This is a genomic window from Tersicoccus phoenicis, from assembly GCF_001968835.1.
GTDB lineage: Bacteria > Actinomycetota > Actinomycetes > Actinomycetales > Micrococcaceae > Tersicoccus > Tersicoccus phoenicis.
Genome location: NZ_MRDE01000017.1, coordinates 92,390 through 108,378, shown reverse-complemented (window position 1 = coordinate 108,378; position 15,989 = coordinate 92,390). Strand labels below are relative to the sequence as shown.

The 15,989-nt window shown below is 70.8% G+C and carries 17 protein-coding genes and 1 other RNA gene; 2 read left to right on the top strand and 16 right to left on the bottom strand.

Translation table 11 applies throughout. From position 1 onward, the window contains the following. Positions 1 to 225: 225 nt before the first annotated feature. The 9 genes from BKD30_RS04235 to prfB form a co-directional block, all read right to left on the bottom strand. The gene (locus tag BKD30_RS04235; RefSeq protein WP_076702460.1) at positions 226 to 2,652 is read right to left on the bottom strand and encodes a phosphoketolase family protein; all 2,427 of its coding nucleotides are present in this window, start codon (positions 2,650 to 2,652) and stop codon (positions 226 to 228) included. Between the two features lie 99 nt (positions 2,653 to 2,751). Continuing rightward, on the bottom strand, positions 2,752 to 2,967 hold the full coding sequence (locus BKD30_RS04230; protein WP_076702457.1) for a hypothetical protein: 216 nt from the start codon (positions 2,965 to 2,967) through the stop codon (positions 2,752 to 2,754). 76 nt (positions 2,968 to 3,043) lie between these two features. Next, positions 3,044 to 3,416, bottom strand: a transfer-messenger RNA (tmRNA) gene (ssrA, locus tag BKD30_RS04225). 133 nt (positions 3,417 to 3,549) lie between these two features. Then, the gene (locus BKD30_RS04220) at positions 3,550 to 3,861 is read right to left on the bottom strand and encodes a hypothetical protein (protein WP_143588050.1); all 312 of its coding nucleotides are present in this window, start codon (positions 3,859 to 3,861) and stop codon (positions 3,550 to 3,552) included. After that, the gene (smpB, locus tag BKD30_RS04215; protein WP_143588054.1) at positions 3,854 to 4,300 is read right to left on the bottom strand and encodes an SsrA-binding protein SmpB; all 447 of its coding nucleotides are present in this window, start codon (positions 4,298 to 4,300) and stop codon (positions 3,854 to 3,856) included. Before smpB ends, BKD30_RS04220 begins: the two co-directional genes overlap by 8 nt. A gap of 148 nt (positions 4,301 to 4,448) precedes the next feature. After that, positions 4,449 to 5,873 (bottom strand): peptidoglycan DD-metalloendopeptidase family protein, encoded by a 1,425-nt coding sequence (locus BKD30_RS16910; protein WP_328586891.1) that lies wholly within the window; start codon positions 5,871 to 5,873, stop codon positions 4,449 to 4,451. Between the two features lie 2 nt (positions 5,874 to 5,875). Beyond that, positions 5,876 to 6,790: a permease-like cell division protein FtsX gene (gene ftsX / locus BKD30_RS04205; RefSeq protein ID WP_076702448.1), complete on the bottom strand. Its 915-nt coding sequence runs from the start codon at positions 6,788 to 6,790 to the stop codon at positions 5,876 to 5,878. Continuing rightward, on the bottom strand, positions 6,787 to 7,476 hold the full coding sequence (gene ftsE, locus BKD30_RS04200) for a cell division ATP-binding protein FtsE (protein ID WP_076702446.1): 690 nt from the start codon (positions 7,474 to 7,476) through the stop codon (positions 6,787 to 6,789). Before ftsE ends, ftsX begins: the two co-directional genes overlap by 4 nt. A 144-nt stretch (positions 7,477 to 7,620) precedes the next feature. Beyond that, positions 7,621 to 8,736: a peptide chain release factor 2 gene (gene prfB, locus BKD30_RS04195; protein WP_076702442.1), complete on the bottom strand. Its 1,116-nt coding sequence runs from the start codon at positions 8,734 to 8,736 to the stop codon at positions 7,621 to 7,623. Positions 8,737 to 8,806: 70 nt separating this feature from the next. Between prfB and BKD30_RS04190 the strand changes: the two genes are divergently transcribed. Beyond that, on the top strand, positions 8,807 to 10,015 hold the full coding sequence (locus BKD30_RS04190) for a glucose-1-phosphate adenylyltransferase family protein (RefSeq protein ID WP_076702438.1): 1,209 nt from the start codon (positions 8,807 to 8,809) through the stop codon (positions 10,013 to 10,015). A 39-nt stretch (positions 10,016 to 10,054) separates the two neighbouring features. Here the strand turns inward: BKD30_RS04190 and BKD30_RS04185 are convergent, their stop codons facing one another. The 7 genes from BKD30_RS04185 to BKD30_RS04155 are packed head-to-tail and all read right to left on the bottom strand — an operon-like array spanning position 10,055 to position 13,946. Further along, positions 10,055 to 10,531 (bottom strand): pilus assembly protein TadG-related protein, encoded by a 477-nt coding sequence (locus tag BKD30_RS04185; RefSeq protein WP_076702435.1) that lies wholly within the window; start codon positions 10,529 to 10,531, stop codon positions 10,055 to 10,057. Then, positions 10,528 to 11,013 carry a hypothetical protein gene (locus BKD30_RS16065; RefSeq protein ID WP_083956000.1) on the bottom strand — a complete coding sequence of 162 codons (486 nt, stop codon included), beginning with the start codon at positions 11,011 to 11,013 and terminating at the stop codon, positions 10,528 to 10,530. The genes BKD30_RS04185 and BKD30_RS16065 overlap by 4 nt, the downstream gene beginning before the upstream one ends. Further along, positions 11,000 to 11,416: a TadE family protein gene (locus BKD30_RS04175; protein ID WP_076702432.1), complete on the bottom strand. Its 417-nt coding sequence runs from the start codon at positions 11,414 to 11,416 to the stop codon at positions 11,000 to 11,002. The genes BKD30_RS16065 and BKD30_RS04175 overlap by 14 nt, the downstream gene beginning before the upstream one ends. Positions 11,417 to 11,427: 11 nt before the next feature. Then, a complete protein-coding gene (locus BKD30_RS17000) occupies positions 11,428 to 11,730 on the bottom strand; it encodes a hypothetical protein (protein WP_408033355.1) in 303 nt (100 codons plus the stop codon). A gap of 55 nt (positions 11,731 to 11,785) precedes the next feature. Further along, positions 11,786 to 12,727, bottom strand: a complete 942-nt coding sequence (locus tag BKD30_RS04165; protein WP_076702430.1) for a type II secretion system F family protein — start codon at positions 12,725 to 12,727, stop codon at positions 11,786 to 11,788. After that, positions 12,724 to 13,581 carry a type II secretion system F family protein gene (locus BKD30_RS04160; RefSeq protein WP_076702427.1) on the bottom strand — a complete coding sequence of 286 codons (858 nt, stop codon included), beginning with the start codon at positions 13,579 to 13,581 and terminating at the stop codon, positions 12,724 to 12,726. The genes BKD30_RS04165 and BKD30_RS04160 overlap by 4 nt, the downstream gene beginning before the upstream one ends. 2 nt (positions 13,582 to 13,583) lie before the next feature. Then, the gene (locus BKD30_RS04155) at positions 13,584 to 13,946 is read right to left on the bottom strand and encodes a hypothetical protein (RefSeq protein WP_159440539.1); all 363 of its coding nucleotides are present in this window, start codon (positions 13,944 to 13,946) and stop codon (positions 13,584 to 13,586) included. Between the two features lie 14 nt (positions 13,947 to 13,960). Here BKD30_RS04155 and BKD30_RS04150 point away from each other — a divergent pair, with 14 nt between their 5' ends. After that, positions 13,961 to 15,451 (top strand): recombinase family protein, encoded by a 1,491-nt coding sequence (locus tag BKD30_RS04150; RefSeq protein WP_076702420.1) that lies wholly within the window; start codon positions 13,961 to 13,963, stop codon positions 15,449 to 15,451. Positions 15,452 to 15,989: the final 538 nt, after the last annotated feature.

Here is a 15,989-nt window from a genome sequence, read left to right as displayed (position 1 = left end):
GAGGCCATGACCGCCAGCCGGCACCTCGACATGGCATCCTTGGAACCGTCGATCCGTCGACTCCAGACAACCAGATGACCCCAAGCCTCGCGCTCACCATGCGTGAGGCACCAGGTCAGCTCTCGCGCTCACTTCTCAGTGAGGCACCTCGCCCCTCGCCCGACCCTGGCGTCGGTTGCGTACTGGTGCAGCACCGGTTAGACGGCGCATCACTCGGATCCGGCGTCACAGCACCGGGTCGGCGGCGAGGGACCAGTCCGTGATGTGGTCCGGATCCTCGCCCACCTCGCGGGTGTACGCGCGGGCGGCGAGCTGGGCGTCCTGCAGGCGCTGCCGGAGTACCGTCTGCGTCCCGTGCAGGGCCGGGACGCGGTCGATCGCGTCGATGGCCAACTGGTACCGGTCGATGCCGTTGAGCAGCGCCATGTCGAACGGCGTCGTCGTCGTGCCCTCCTCGTGGTAGCCGCGCACGTGCATGCCGGCGTGGTTGGTGCGCTTGTAGGTGAGCCGGTGAATCAGGGACGCGTACCCGTGGTAGGCGAAGATCACCGGCCGGTCCTCGGTGAAGATGCCGTCGAAGTCGGCGGCGGAGAGCCCGTGCGGGTGTGACCGGTCATCGATCAGCCGCATCAGGTCCACGACGTTGACCACCCGCACCGACAGGTCCGGCACGTGGTGGGCGAGCAGTTGCGCCGCCGCGACCGTCTCGGTGGTCGGCACGTCACCGGCGCAGGCCAGCACGACGTCGGGCTTCTCGCCGGCCCGTTCGGTTCCGGCGAACTCCCACACACCGAGGCCGCGGGCGCAGTGGTGGGCGGCGTCCTCGGGCCCGAGCCAGGTCAGTGACGGCTGCTTGCCGCTGACCACGATGTTGATCCGGTCCGTGCTGCGCAGGCAGTGATCCATCGTGGAGAGCAGCGTGTTGGTGTCCGGCGGCAGGTAGACCCGCACGACGTCGGCGGACTTGTTCACCGCGTGATCGATGAACCCGGGGTCCTGGTGGGAGAAGCCGTTGTGATCCTGCTGCCACACGTGGGAGGAGAGCAGGTAGGTGAACGAGGCGATGGGCTGCCGCCACGGCAGCCGCTGGTGCACCTTGAGCCACTTGGCGTGCTGGTTGAACATCGAGTCGACGATGTGCACGAACGCCTCGTAGCAGTCGAAGACGCCGTGCCGGCCGGTCAGCAGGTAACCCTCGAGCAGGCCCTGGCACAGGTGTTCGCTGAGCACCTCGATCACCCGGCCGTCCGGGGCCAGGTTCTCGTCCACCGGCAGCAGGCGGGCGTTCCAGGCCTTGTCCGTGGCCTCGTACACGTGCTGCAGCCGGTTGGACGCCGTCTCGTCCGGCCCGAACAGGCGGAACGTCTCGGGGTTGGCCCGGATCACCTCGGCCAGCCAGCTGCCCAGGGTGAGCATCGGGCTGTTCCGCTGCCGCCCGGGCTCGGGCACGTCGGCGGCGACGGGCGTGACGGGGGGCAGCCGCAGCGGCGCGAGGAGCCGGCCACCGTTGGCGAAGGGGGTGGCGCCGAGCCGGCGGTCCCCCACCGGGCTGAGCGCGGTCAACTGCGGACGCGGTCGGCCGTCGTCGTCGAACAGGTCCTCGGGCCGGTAGGAGCGCATCCACGCCGTCAGCGCCTCCCGCGCCGCGTCGTCGTCCGGGCTCACCGGGAGCGGGATCTGGTGGGCCCGCCACGTGCCCTCGACGGGTTTGCCGTCCACCTCCGTCGGACCGGTCCACCCCTTCGGGCTGCGCAGCACGATCATCGGCCACGGTTCGCGCCGCGCCTCGTCCTCGGCCGTGTCGGCCGACGCGGACGTACCGCCGCGGGCGTGCGCCTGGATCCCGGCGATCCGGTCCAGGCAGGCATCCAGGGTGGCGGCGAAGTCCCGGTGGGCGACGTCGACGGCGTCCGGGTCGTCGACCGTGACGAAGAACGGTTCGTAACCGTGCCCGCGCATCCGCCGCTCGAGCTGGTCCTGCGGCATCCGGGCGAGGACCGTGGGGTTGGCGATCTTCCAGCCGTTCAGGTGCAGGATGGGCAGCACCGCGCCGTCGCGGTGGGGGTCGACGAAGACGTGCGCGTCCCAGCTGGCCGACAGGGCCCCGGTCTCCGCTTCCCCGTCGCCGATCACGACGGCGGCCACCAGGCCGGGGTTGTCCAGGACGGCGCCGAACCCGTGGGCGAGACTGTAGCCGAGTTCACCGCCCTCGTTGATCGATCCCGGCGTCTCCGGTGCGGCGTGCGAGGGGATGCCGCCGGGGTAGGAGAACTGCCGCACCAGCAGTTCCATGCCGGCCTCGTCCCGGCTGACGGCCCCGTAGATCTCGGAGTAGGAGCCCTCCAGCCAGGTGCTGGCCACCAGTGCGGGGCCGCCGTGGCCGGGTCCGGCGACCAACAACACGTCCTGGTCGCGGTCGGTGATCACCCGGTTCAGGTGCGCGTAGACGAAGGTCAGCCCGGGGGTCGTGCCCCAGTGGCCGAGCAGGCGCCGCTTGATGTCCTGGTTCTGCAGCGGCCGGCGGAGCAGGGCGTTCTGCCGCAGATAGAGCTGACCCACGGAGAGGTAGTTGGCCGCGCGCCACCAGGCGTCGATGGCGGCCAGCTGCGCGTCGGTGGCTGGGTCGTGGGTGGCTGGATTGTCGGTGGCCATGGTCCCTCCCGGGTCTCGGCCGGCACCGGGTCACGCGCGCGCCGGCGGTCCGTTCATCAGCATACGTATCACCGGCGGGCGGGTCACTCAGCGGGTCACTCAGCTCCCGTTCGGCAGGTGCTCGTCGAGGAAGGCGAGGGCCCGCTGCCAGGAGTCGGCCGCGGGCTCCGCCCGGTAGGCGTGCGGGTTGGTGTCCTCGATCAGCACGAGCCCGCCCCGCACGGGCGCCCCGGGCGAGGGTTCGGCAAGGTGGGCCGGCAGCGTCCGACCGCCGGTGGTCGTCGTGTCGGTGCTGGTCAGTTCGATGATCGGCATGGTGCCGAGTGTAGGACCCGGCGCTGGATACGACGACGGGCCGGCACTCACGCAGTGCCGGCCCGTCGTCGGATATGGGTGGAGATGGGGGGAATCGAACCCCCGTCCGATGAAGTGTTGTCAGGGCTTCTCCGGGCGCATTCTGCGTCGGGTGTTACTCGGCCCCAGCCGTCCTGCAGACAGATGGCTGACCCGGGCCCAGCCGCATCAATGTCCCCTCAGTTCCCTGCGGCAAGGACTGAGAGCAGTGGCTTCCTGATCGACGCCAGTCACCGGGGCGGAAGCGTCCCCGGGCTGACGGACTCATTCTGGCTGCTCAGGCAGCGAGAGCGAAGTCAGTGCGCTTAGAATTGGCACTTATTGGTTTGCAGAGAGCGTTGACGAGATGACTCTGCATCCTCGGCCCGCTTCCCCTGTCGCGACATCCATCGTCGAAACCTGTCATCCCCGTATGCAGTTGCCAACCGCCCCGTGCCGGTGGTCCGGTCGTGACGTCTGTCCGGAACTCGTCCGGACCATTCAGCATAGCGCATGCGGCGCCCGGTGTATTCCTTCACATTCCTTCACCCCCCCGGTGCCCGGTCAGGTGACGGCGAGCATGCCGACGATGACGGCGCCGATCACCAGCGCCGGCACCAGCAGCCACGGCCAGCGGCGCTGCCGGATGAGCACGATGGTCAGCACGGCGCTCATCGGCACCGTCACGAAAGCCGCGTAGGCGGCCAGCACGAGCACGACCAGCAGGTACCAGGACAGGGTCTGGTCCACGAACGAGGACAACGCGAAGCTGATCGCGGTGCCGAGCAGCGTGAACACCAGCCAGATCAAGTCGATGACGACCATCGTCGTCGTCCACCAGGGCATCGGCGGGTTCACGGCCCGGCCGTCAGCCACGGCGATTGCGTTGCCGCATCTCGCGGGCGGCCTCCCGCTTGTCCTGGGCCTCACGCAGGCTCTGTCGCTTGTCGTAATCGCGTTTGCCGCGCCCGATCCCGATCTCCACCTTGGCGCGCCCGCCCACGAAGTAGAGGGAGAGCGGCACGATGGTGAAACCGGACTCGCGTGTCTTCTGGGAGATCTTGATCAGCTGCTCCCGGTGCAGCAGCAGCTTCCGCCGCCGCCGGGCCGTGTGGTTGGTCCAGCTGCCCTGGCTGTACTCCGGAATGTGGACACCCTCGAGCCACAGCTCGTCGTTGTAGAAGACGGCGAACCCGTCGGTCAGATTCGCGTGGCCCTCGCGCAGCGACTTCACCTCGGTGCCCTGCAGCACCAGGCCCGCCTCGAACGTGTCCGAGATGAGGTAGTCGTGCCGGGCCTTGCGGTTCGTCGCCACCCTCGTGATGCCGTCGGCACCGCGGTCCTGGGGCACGGCTTCCTCCTGCCTGGTGCGCGACGAACGACGCCTGCGCTGCTGGGTGGGTGCTCGGCGGCCGGGGACCGCCTCCGCCCGGTGGGCGGCTCACCATTGTACGCGAACCGGGTCAGAGGTAGGGCGCGGGATCCACCAGCGAACCGTTGACCATGACCTCGAAGTGCAGGTGGCAGCCGGTCGAGTTGCCGGTGGTGCCGGCGTACCCGATGGTCTGGCCCCGCGTGACCCGTTGTCCCGGTTTCACCACGGAGGACGCCAAGTGGTAGTAGATCGTCGAGACCGCGCTGCCATCGCGTACGCCATGGTCGAGCACGATTCGGTTGCCCGCGGTGGGCACGGCGCCGTCCGCGAACATCACCTCGCCGTCGGCCGGGGCCAGCACCGGCGTGCCGCACCCGGCCCCGAAGTCCTGACCGGTGTGCAGGTAGGTGCCCGTACCGGTGAAGTCGATCGTGCCCGCCGGGACCGGGCGGGATCCGTAGGGGGAGGTCACCGACACCCCGGCCGGGACGGGGCGGGTGAGACCCAGCGATCCGGACGGGGTGAGGGCCGGGTCGTCCTCCACCGCGGCCGGCGCGAGGGGCGCGCCGGCCGCGGCGGCGGCGGCGGCCACCCGCTGGCGGGCGGCGGCTGCGGCGGCGGCGCGGGCCGCCGCGGCGGCGGCCGCCCGCTGGCGGGCCGCCGCCAGCTCCCGGCGCTGGCGCTCGGCGATCTGGTTCCGCACCTGGGCCCGGTCCGCCTCCACGCGCGCCAGGCGGCTGCTGATCTGCGGCTTCTTCGCCTGCAGTTGGGAGGTCAGTGCGGCGCTGTTCGCGACCAACCCGTCCACGGTGCGCTTCCGCGCGGCGGCGGCGTCCCTGGCGTTCTGCTCCGCCGACAGCGCCGCCTCGGCCCGCGCCTTGAGCTGCCGGATCTCCTCCTCGACGGCGCGCAGCCGGGCGGCGGCGTTCTGGTCGGTCGCCTGCTGCTGGGCGTAGGCGCTCAGCATCGTGCTCTGGCTGCGCAGGGCCGCATCGACCAGGCGCATGCTGTCGGTCAGGTCCGTCGAGGCGCCAGCGCCGAGCAGCAGCGAGACGTTGCTGGACAGGCCACCGTTCTTGTACGCCTGGGCAGCGATGGCTCCGATGGTGCGGCGGGTCCTCTGAGCCCCCTCCCGGTCGCGGCGCAGTTGCCGGTCCAGGTCGGCCTTGGACTGCTCGGCCAGCGTGAGACGCGCCGACTGGGATTCCACCTCCCGGATGGCGTCGGACACCTTCGCCTCGGCGTCGGCGAGCGCCTGGCGCGCACCGGGCAGTTGCTTCTGGTAAACCCTCAGTTGTGCGATGGAGCGGGTGATGCTCGCATCCAGGTTCTCCATCGCCGCACCGACCTGGCGTGCTTCCTCCTCCAGCGCGGACTGCCGATCGGTCAGGTCGTCGGCGGTGGCGGGGGCGACGGCGGCGAGCCCGGTGGTGAGCACGGCAACCACCGTCACGGACGCCCAGCGGGCGGTCCACCGGGACGGACGCGCCGGCCCGGACGTCGTGCGTTTCACGGTCACACCTTCAGGTAGCGGCGCAGGGTCAACGCGGAGCACGTCCCGGCCAGCACGATGCCGAACAGGATCAGGGCGGGCGCCACGAGGAGCGCGTCGGCGGCGGAGATGAAGGCCAGGTCCTGGCTCTCCCGGCTGAGATAGTCCTCGACGTAGAAGCGGGTGAATATCCACAGCGCCGCTGAGGCGAGCAGCGCCCCGATGGTCGCCGCGATGATGCCCTCGAGCACGAAAGGCAGCTGGATCACCGACCTCGAAGCGCCCACCAGACGCATGATACTGGTCTCCCGGCGCCGGCTGAAGGCGGAGAGCCGGATGGTGGTCGCGATCAGCAGCACCGCGCACACGATCATGACCGCCGCCGTGCCCAGGGCGAAGACGGACGCCTGGTTCAGCTTGGAGAACAGGGGTTCGAGCAGTTCCCGTTGGTCGTTGACCGTGTCGACCCCCGGGGTGGACGAGAAGCCCTCCTGGATCACACCGAACGTGGTCGGGTCCTTCAGTTGGATGCGGAAGGACGAGGGCAGTTGGTCGGCGGTGACCGAATCGACGATGGGCGAGTTCCTGAACTGGTCCCGGAAGCGGGTGAAGGCCTCGTCCGAGGACTCGAATTGGGCGGACGCGATGTAGGGCGCGAAGCTCGGAGACCGCAGCTGTGCGGTGATCGCCTCCCGCTGCTGGGTGGTGACCGCGCCGGACGCGCAACTCGGTGATACCGATCCCTGCTGACACAGGAACACCGAGACCTCGACCTTGTCGTACCAGTAGCCCTTCATCTGGTTGATCTGTAGCTGCAGCAGGGCGGCGGCACCGACGAACGTGAGCGACACGAAGGTGACCAGCACGATGGAGATCACCATGGTGAGGTTCCGGCGCAGCCCGTGGCCGATCTCCCCGAGAACGAAGGCGGCCCTCATCGGGCGCCCTCGTAGATGCCCTCGGCCTCGTCGCGGACGACGGCCCCGTGGTCCAGTTCGATCACCCGGCGGCGCAGCTCGTTGACGATCGCCCCGTCGTGCGTGGCCATCACCACCGTGGTCCCGTTCTGGTTGATCGTCTCCAGCACGTTCATGATGCCCATCGACGTCGTGGGATCGAGGTTGCCGGTCGGTTCGTCGGCCAGCAGGATGGCGGGGCGGTTGACGACGGCACGGGCGATGGCGACCCGCTGCTGTTCGCCGCCCGAGAGCTCGTGCGGGAAGCGGCCGTCCTTGCCGTGCAAGCCCACGGTCTCCAGCACCACCGGAACCGTCTGTCTGATCGCAGTGCGGCTCCTGCCCAGCACCTGCATGGCGAAGGCCACGTTGCCGAACACCGTCTTGTTCGGCAGCAGCCGGAAGTCCTGGAAGACGACGCCGATGCCGCGGCGGAAGCGGGGCACGCGCCACGCCGGGATGGCCGACACGTTCTGTCCGGCCACGTGGACGGCGCCCCGGGAGGCGGTCTCCTCGCGGAGCACCAACCGGATGAACGTCGACTTGCCCGAGCCGGAGGCGCCGACCAGGAAGGTGAACTCGCCCCGATCGATCTCGACGCTGACGCCGTCCAGAGCGGGATGCGACGTGTCGCCGTGGACCTTGGTGACGTTGTCGAATCGGATCATGCGCGCATACTGCTCCCGGCCCGCCCCGTCGGCACCGAGGCGGGACCGTACCTGGGAACAGGGGCCTCGGCGGTTCGACTATAGGGCGGTGGCGGTCACCGACTCGTGACCCGCGCCGGTGTGTCGGTCAGTGGGGTGAGAGAACTAGTCCGCGACGGTGCGCGCCGCGGCCCGCCACCGGATGCCGGCGTCGACGAAGTCGTCGATCTCGCCGTCGAGCACCGCCGCCGTGTTGCCGACCTCGTGCTCGGTCCGCAGGTCCTTGACCATCTGGTACGGGTTGAGCACGTAGGAGCGCATCTGGTCGCCCCACGAGGCCTTGACGTCCCCGGCGAGCGCCTTCTTCTCCGCGTCCTCCTGCTCCTTCTTCAGCAGCAGCAGGCGGGACTGCATGACCCGCAGCGCGGCGGCCCGGTTCTGGATCTGCGACTTCTCGTTCTGCATGGACACGACGATGCCCGTGGGCAGGTGGGTCATGCGCACCGCGGAGTCGGTGGTGTTCACGGACTGGCCCCCCGGGCCCGAGGAGCGGAACACGTCGATCTTCAGCTCCGACTCGGGGATCTCGACGCTGTCGGTCTGCTCGATCAAGGGGATCACCTCGACGGCGGCGAAGGACGTCTGCCGCCGGCCCTGGTTGTCGAACGGGCTGATCCGCACCAGCCGGTGGGTGCCGGCCTCGACGGAGAGCGTGCCGAACGCGTACGGCGCCTTGACCTCGAAGGTCGCCGACTTCAGCCCGGCCTCCTCCGCGTACGACGTGTCCAGCACCGAGGTGGCGTAGCCGTGCCGCTCGGCCCAGCGCAGGTACATCCGCATCAGCATCTCGGCGAAGTCCGCGGCGTCGACGCCGCCGGCGCCGGCCCGGATCGTCACGACCGCCTCCCGCTCGTCGTACTCGCCGGAGAGCAGCGTGACGACCTCGAGTTCGCTCAGCGACTTCTTGATCGAACCCAGCTCCCGTTCCGCCTCGGCCCGGGTGTCCTCGTCGTCCTCCTCGCCCGCCAGCTCGACCAGCACCTCGAGGTCCTCGATCCGCGCTCCGAGCCGCTCGACCCGCTCCAGGTCGCTCTGCCGGTGGGAGAGCCGACTGGTGACCTGCTGGGCGGATTCGGGGTCGTCCCACAGGTCCGGTGCGCCGGCCTGCTCGCTCAACGCGGCGATCTCGGCCCGCACCTTCTCGACGTCGACGACGTTCTCGATGCTGGCGAAGGTGGAGCGGAGCTGGGCGATCTCGGCGGGAAAATCGGTGGTTGCCATGGTGCCTTCCAGCCTACGGCACGGTCCTGCTACGCTCGGGCGACCCCCGCCGTCGCCCTCTGGAGTCCCCATGAGCACCGGTCGAGCCCGCCCCACCGTCCTGGCCATCCTGCTCGCCGGTGGTGCCGGCGGCCGGATGGGCCCGCTGACCGAGGGGAAGGCGAAGCCGGCGCTGCCCTTCGCCGGGTCCTACCACCTGGTCGATATCCCGCTGTCCAACCTGATGCACAGCGGCATCGCCGACGTCTGGGTGGTCGAACAGTTCCAGCCGCACGCGTTGAACGAGCACGTGGCCAACGGCCGGCCGTGGGACCTGGACCGCACCCGCGGCGGCCTGCAGCTGCTGCCGCCCTACCAGGGCGACGCCGGGGAGGGCTTCGCCGAGGGCAACGCGGACGCCCTGTACCGGCAGGCGGGCCTGATCCGCGAGTTCGGTCCCGACCTGGTGCTCACCCTCAGCACCGACCACCTCTACCGGCTGGACTACCGCGACCTCATCGACACCCACCTGGCCGCGGACGCGGACCTGACCATGGTGACCACCGAGGTCGACGGCGACGTCTCCCGGTTCTCGGTGGTCACCGCGGAGGATGGCCGGGTCACGGACTTCGCGTACAAGCCCGAGTCCCCGTCGAGCTCCCTGGTGGGAACCGAGGTCTTCCTCTACGACACCGGCGTGCTGCTGGACACCCTGGGCATGCTGCTGGAACGGGACGGGAAGCTCGAGGACTACGGCGACGCACTGATCCCGCACCTGGTGGAGCACGGCACCGTGGCCGAGCACCGGCTGACGGGCTACTGGCGCGACGTCGGCACGGTCGAGAGCTACTGGCAGGCGCACCAGGAGCTGGTCCACGGCACGGGCTTCGACGTCGCCGACCCGACGTGGCCGATGCACACGGCGCAGCCGCAGCAGCGGCCGGCCCTCGTGGCAGCCGGCGCTGTGGTGTCGGACAGCCTGCTCAGCCCGGGCGCGGAGATCCGCGGCACGGTGATCGACTCGGTGATCGGGCCCGGCGTGGTGGTCGCGGCCGACGCGACCGTCCGGGAGTCCGTGCTGATGGACGGTGCGCGCGTCGGCGAGGGCGCGACCGTGACCCGGGCGCTGGTGGATCTCGACGTGCGGGTCGGCGCCGGGGCGGTCGTGGGTGCGGACGACGCCGGTGGCTCGTCCTCCGCCGCGGACGACGACGCCGGCATCACCGTGCTCGGCGCCCGCCACCGGGTGCCCGACGGGGAGCGGATTCCGCCGGGAGCCCGGCTGCCCGAGCCCGACTGACTGCACCGGTGACCTGTGCCGGGCGACCTGCGCTGCGCCCTACTGCCGCAGTTCCGCGCGGGCGTGGGCGAAGGCGGTGACCGGGATGCCGTCGGGCAGCAGGATGCTGATCAGCGGAGGCCGGGCCACGCCGTACAGCTCGACCTGCGCCGTCCGGCCGTCCGCGGTACCCGTACCGGCGCCGATGGTGAGGCCGGACACGCGGGCGTCCGGGCCGAGCCCGTCCAGGTAGGCGCGGACCGCACCGCCGACCCGGTCCGAGCGCAGCACCGGGACCGGAGCGGTGCCCGCACCGTCACCGGCGTCGGCACCGGCCAGGTCGAAGGTGTCCGCGGCCGCGAGCGCCGCGGAGTCCGCGATGCCGAGCAGCTTCTTGTGTTCGATGTAGACCGCCGTGATGCCGGCGACCACGCTGGTCACCAGCAGGGTCAGCAGGACGAACCCGACGATCAGTACCGTCGCCTGCCCGGTCTCCCGATCGTCGTGGCCCGCCGGGCGGGCGGGGGGAGCGCTCACCGGAACCTGCCGAGGATCTCGGTGGCGCTGGACCGGACGGAAGCGGCGCTGAGGGTGGATCCGCCGATCACCGGCGCCATCGGCAGCGGGACGGTCAGGCGGACCGTCACGGTGATCCGGGACCCCGGTTCGCTGCACCCCGGTGCCGAGCAGGCGACGTCGACGGTCCACGCGGCCCGGTCGAAACCGAAGTCCGCCATGGTCGTTGCCGCGGCGGCCCGGGCCGAGCCGCCGGCGGTGGCCGGGTCCTCGCTCAGCGCGATCGTCTTGGCGGCCTGGTCCGCGGCACCGACGACGGCGAAGGACGCGGCCTGCACCGCGCCGAGGCCGAGGATGACGTAGACCACCGGCACCAGGAGCAGCGTCCCGAGAACCACGAACTCGACGACCGCGCTCCCGCCGTCGCCTCCGCCCGGACCACCGACCGCCCGGTGCCGCAGCACGGCGAGCGCGGACCGCGCGGGGCGGTCAGGGGGCGGCACTGGCGTGCCCCTGCACCCGGAGCATTCCGGCCGGACCGATCAACCCGAGCACCGGCATCGGGGCGCTGATCTCGACCCGCAGGGTCCGCCGCCCGCCGTCGCGCCCCTCCGCCACCGTGACCGAGCCCGCGTAGTCCGGCCCGAGCGTCGAACTGACCAGGTCGTACGCGCGCTCCCGACCGTCGGCGGCCGTGCGGTCGGCGAGCGCCCCGTACCGCGCCCCCGAACTCGCCGCGTCGAGCAGGGTGTTGCGCACGTGCAGGACGACGGCGAGCTGGACGATCGACATGGCGAGCAGGGTCAGCACCGCGCCGACGAGCACGAAGTCGACCACCGCCGAGCCCCGGTCGCGGTCGTCCCCATCGGGCCTGCGCGCCTCGGTGCTGCTCGGCGGGGTGCTCATCGGCGGGGTGTTCATCGGCCGGGCTGCACCTGCTGCATGGCCTGTTCGAACAGACCCTGCAGGGCCGGTGCGGCGATCGCGAGCAGCGCCGCGACCAGCACGGCCGACATCAAGGTGATCATCACCCAGCCCGGCACGTCACCGCGTTCGCCGTCCTCATCGCCGCGGGCGCGCGCGAGAAGCAGGTGTGGCGCCGCCGTCAGGACGGCGACCAGCAGCGCGGTCAGCGCGGTCCCCCCGGTGCCGCCGGGGCGACGGTGCACCGGAGCCGGGCGCAGCGAGCGGGCGGTGCGGGTGGTGGTCCTGTCCTGCATGGTTCTCTCCTGAGCGTGTCGTGCCGGTCGTGTCGGCCGGCCGGCGGTGGATGGGTCAGAGTCCGAGGTTGAGCAGGGCGATGCCCGGGAAGACGGCGAACACCACGGTGAGCGGCAGCACCCCGAAGACGAGCGGGACCATCATGCCGATCTCCTTGCGACCGGCGGCCTCCATCAGCTGACGCTTGGACATGTCCCGCACGTCGGCGGCCTGCGCGTGCAGCACATCGGCCAGCGGCGTGCCGCGCTCGATCGCGACGTTGAGGCCGTCCACGAAGCGGGACAGCGGCGCCAGCGCCGTGCGGCGGGACAGCTCGCCCAGGGCCGTCCGCAACGGTGTACCCGCCCGGTTCTGGGCCAGCACGCGCCCGAACTCGCCGGCGAGCTCGCCGTGGGAGGTCCGCACCACGCGCGCCAGGGCGCCGCCGGCGCTCTCCCCCGCACTGACGGCCAGCGCCATCAGCTCCGCCAGGCTCGGGAACTCGGCCAGCATCCGTGCCTCCCGTCGCCGGATCTGCGCTCCCAGCACCGCGTCGCGCAGCGCGAACCCGCCGACCGCCCCGGCCGCGACCAGCAGCGCGGCGGCCAGGGTGGAGAGCCGGCCCGCGAGCACCCCGGCGACGCCCACGGCGGTGCCGACCAGGAGCCCGAGCCCGCACCACAGGACCTGTTGCACGCGGTAGTCCAGGACGCTTCCGTCCCGGCCGGCCTGCGCGAGTCGGCGCCCGGTGGCCGCACCGCCGACGGTGAACCGGGAGAACCAGCGGGCGACGTCGACCAGTACCGGCCGGAAGATGCGTTCGACCGGACCGAACGGCGTCACCGGCCCCGCGCCGTCGAGCAGCCGGGACCGGGTCGAGCTGGCGCGCAACTGCGGGGCGATCCGGTCCGCGAAGGTCGGTGCCCGCAGCACCGGCAGCCGGACGACGGCGAGCCACAGCCCGAGGCCGAGTCCCGCACCGGACAGGACCGCCCAGCCCACCAGTTCGGCCGTCATCGCAGCACCCGCTCGTCGGGCGGCAGGGAGCCGATCCGCAGCATCAGCCGGTAGCAGACGATCGAGACGATCAGGCCGCCGACGAGTACGGCGGCGCCGGCGGCGGAGTTGTAGGCGGCGACCGCCTCGGGCCGGGTCGCCATCAGCAGCAGCACGATCCACGGCGCCGCGACGGCCAGCCGGGCGGCGTTCACCGTCCACGACTGGCGCGCTTCCAGCTCGCTGCGGGTGCGGGAGTTCTCCCGCAGGAAATCGGACAGGGTACCGAGCAGCCTGCCCAGGTCGGACCCGCCGACGTCGCGCGTCATCCGCAGCGCCTCGATGATCCGGTCCGCGACGGGGTCCGCCAGCCGCTCCTTGAGCCGATCCAGGGCGGCCTCGAACTGTCCACCGGACCGGTGATCGGCCCCGAAGTCACGGAAGAAGCGGCGCAGCTCCTCGGGCCCACGCTCCCCCAGCTGGGTCAGCGCCTCGGCCAGGGAGAGCCCGGCACGGATCGCGGAGCGGAGGTGATCGACGACGTCCGGCCAGAGTTCGCGGAGGGAGGCGGCCCGCCGGTGGGCGCGCCAGCGGACGACGGCCAGCGGGGACCAACCACCGAACAGGCCGAAGCAGGCGGCGATCGGCGTGGCACCGGAGCTGAGGACGAAGACCACCAGGAACACGAGCGCACCGGCACCGGCGCAGGTGGCGAGCAGGGCCGTGGGGCTGACGTTCTCGATGCCGGCGGCCAGCAGCATCGACCGCAGCCGCCCGGAGCCGCGGCCGGGGATGCGCGGGGCGGGCCGCGACCAGCAGGACCACCAGATCAGCAGCAGACCGATACCGAGGGCGGTGCCGAGGACCGCGGACATCGTCACACCTCCAGCAGGTCGGCGACGTGGTGGCCGGCGCGGACGAACTTGTCCTCGACCGGCATGCCGCTGCCGGTGGGGCGCAGCTCGCCGTCGCGCCGGTCGAACAGGACCGCGGTCTCGATCACCCCGTTCTCCACCCGGCGGCCGACCGCGAGCACCTGGGCCACCTGCCGGTGGCCCGACGCCAGGCGCTCGGCGTGCACGACCAGATCCAGACAGGACGCCACGGTCGGCACGACGAAGGCGGCGCCGATGTTCTCCCCGGCCAGCAACGGCAGGGTGCAGATCTTGGCCAGAGCGTCGTGCGCGGAGTTGGCGTGCACGCTGGCCAATGCCGCTATGCGCTTAGGGGCGTTCAGCACGCTAGCATGCGTGCATGCCCAACGCTCTCATCTACGCGCGCATCTCGAAGGACAAGACCGGGGCCGGCCTCGGCGTGGATCGGCAAGAGCGAGACTGCCGGAAGCTGGCCGACCGGCTCGGCGCTACGGTGCTCGACGTCTACGTGGACAACGACATATCGGCCTACGGCGGAAAGCACCGCCCCGGCTATCGGGCCATGCTCGACCGGATGACCCAGGGCGGCATCGACTACGTGCTGTGCTGGGCCACCGACCGGCTACACCGCCGCGTCGATGACCTGCGAGAGTACGCCGATATCAGCATCAAGCACGGCGTGCTGACTCACGCCGTCACCGCTGGAATCATCGACCTGAGCACCGGCAGCGGCCTGTTCGCCGCTCAGATCAACGGCGCGTTCGCAGAGCTAGAGTCCACCCGCAAGAGCGAGCGCGTGAAGGCCGCACAAGAGCAGGCAGCCCGCGCCGGTAAGTGGCTCGGCGGGCGACGCCCCTACGGCTGGGCATTCGAGGACGGCGCACCCGTCATCGTGGACGACGAAGCCGAGCGCATCCGCGTCATGCACGACGCCGTTCTCAGCGGCCAGTCGATCCGGTCCATCGTGGACGGCCTCAACTCCGCTGGTGCCCTCACGTCCTACGACGGGCACTGGACACGTAACACCGTGCGGCAGGTGCTCAAACGGCCACGGAACGCCGGACTAGCCACCTACCGGGGGCAGATACTCGACGGGCACGCCTCGACTTTCCCGGCCATTGTCAGCGAGGCCACACACCGCGCCGTCGTCGCCAAGCTCACCGACCCCAACCGGGCGCGCTCCACCAGCAACCGCGTCAAATACCTACTATCAGGCATCGCCCAGTGCGAATGTGGACGACTCATGGTCAAGGCCACCGTCAAGCCGCAGGCGACCAGCCTCTACCGGGTCTACAAATGCCAAGCCAGCGGCCGCGGGCATGCACACAAGAAGATGGAAGCGGCTGACGCCCACGTGCTCGACGTGGTGACCGCCATCCTCCACTCAGACGCCGGACTCGACGCCACCCCTAGCAGCAACGACGACGCACGGCAACAGCTAGAGGACGAAGCCGCAACACTGCGCCAGATGACCGATGAGGCCGCCGACTCACGATTCAGGGGCACCATCGATCAGCGCCAGATGGAGCGGATCACTGTCCCTGCCAACGCTCGCCTTGCCGACATCGAACGCCAGCTAGCTGACCTGCACGCCGCCAGCCAGACACCCGGCGTACTCAGCGCGGAAGGACGCGCGACGCTCGCGGCGCAATGGGACACGGGCGACCTCGAAGAACGACGGCGCATCCTACGTGCCGCGTTCGGCGTCGTCATCACCCGGACCCCGCCCGGTGCCGCCCGCAGGTTCGAACCCTCGACCGTGCGCATTGCCGTCAAAGCCAACGCCGGGCCGCTCACGCCTGAGCAGGTCGAGACAGTCGTAGCCGCCGAGGTAGCCGCCGGGCAAACGTCGATCACCCTCCTACCCTGACCGTCCCGGACGAGGAACGCCCCAGCGCCGCCAGACGGCCCTCTCGCGAGTCAACGGGAGCGGGAGCTAGCTTGGGGTGCTCGACCGCCTGCCAGCCCTCCAGATCGGTGCCGAGCGGTGGCGTCGCTCCGGTCATTCCGACACGCCCACGGATCGAGACACGCCGAGCAGCTTGACACGGCAAGGCGTCATGCCCATCTGTGGACGGAAGTGGCCGAGAACCGCGCCATTCCTCGGACCGCGATCAGTGCCAGCCTGTGGAAAACTAGCCCTCCGGCCGCGCTCGACAGATACATCATCTCGGGGTCGTTCCCACCGCCGAGCACTAGATGTAGTATCTTCCGAGTGGCGTTCGAGAGAACGGCACATCGCCTAGTAAGCGGACCCCCGCATCACCTCTGAGCCCTCCACGCGACGGCACGGTGAGGTCACTGCAAGACGGGTCCGCCCAAGCGTGAGAGTCAGCACCAGCGCCCCGACACGTCGAGCATCCCGCCGACTGCGGCTGAGCGCAGGCAACGCATGACGACCCGAGCGC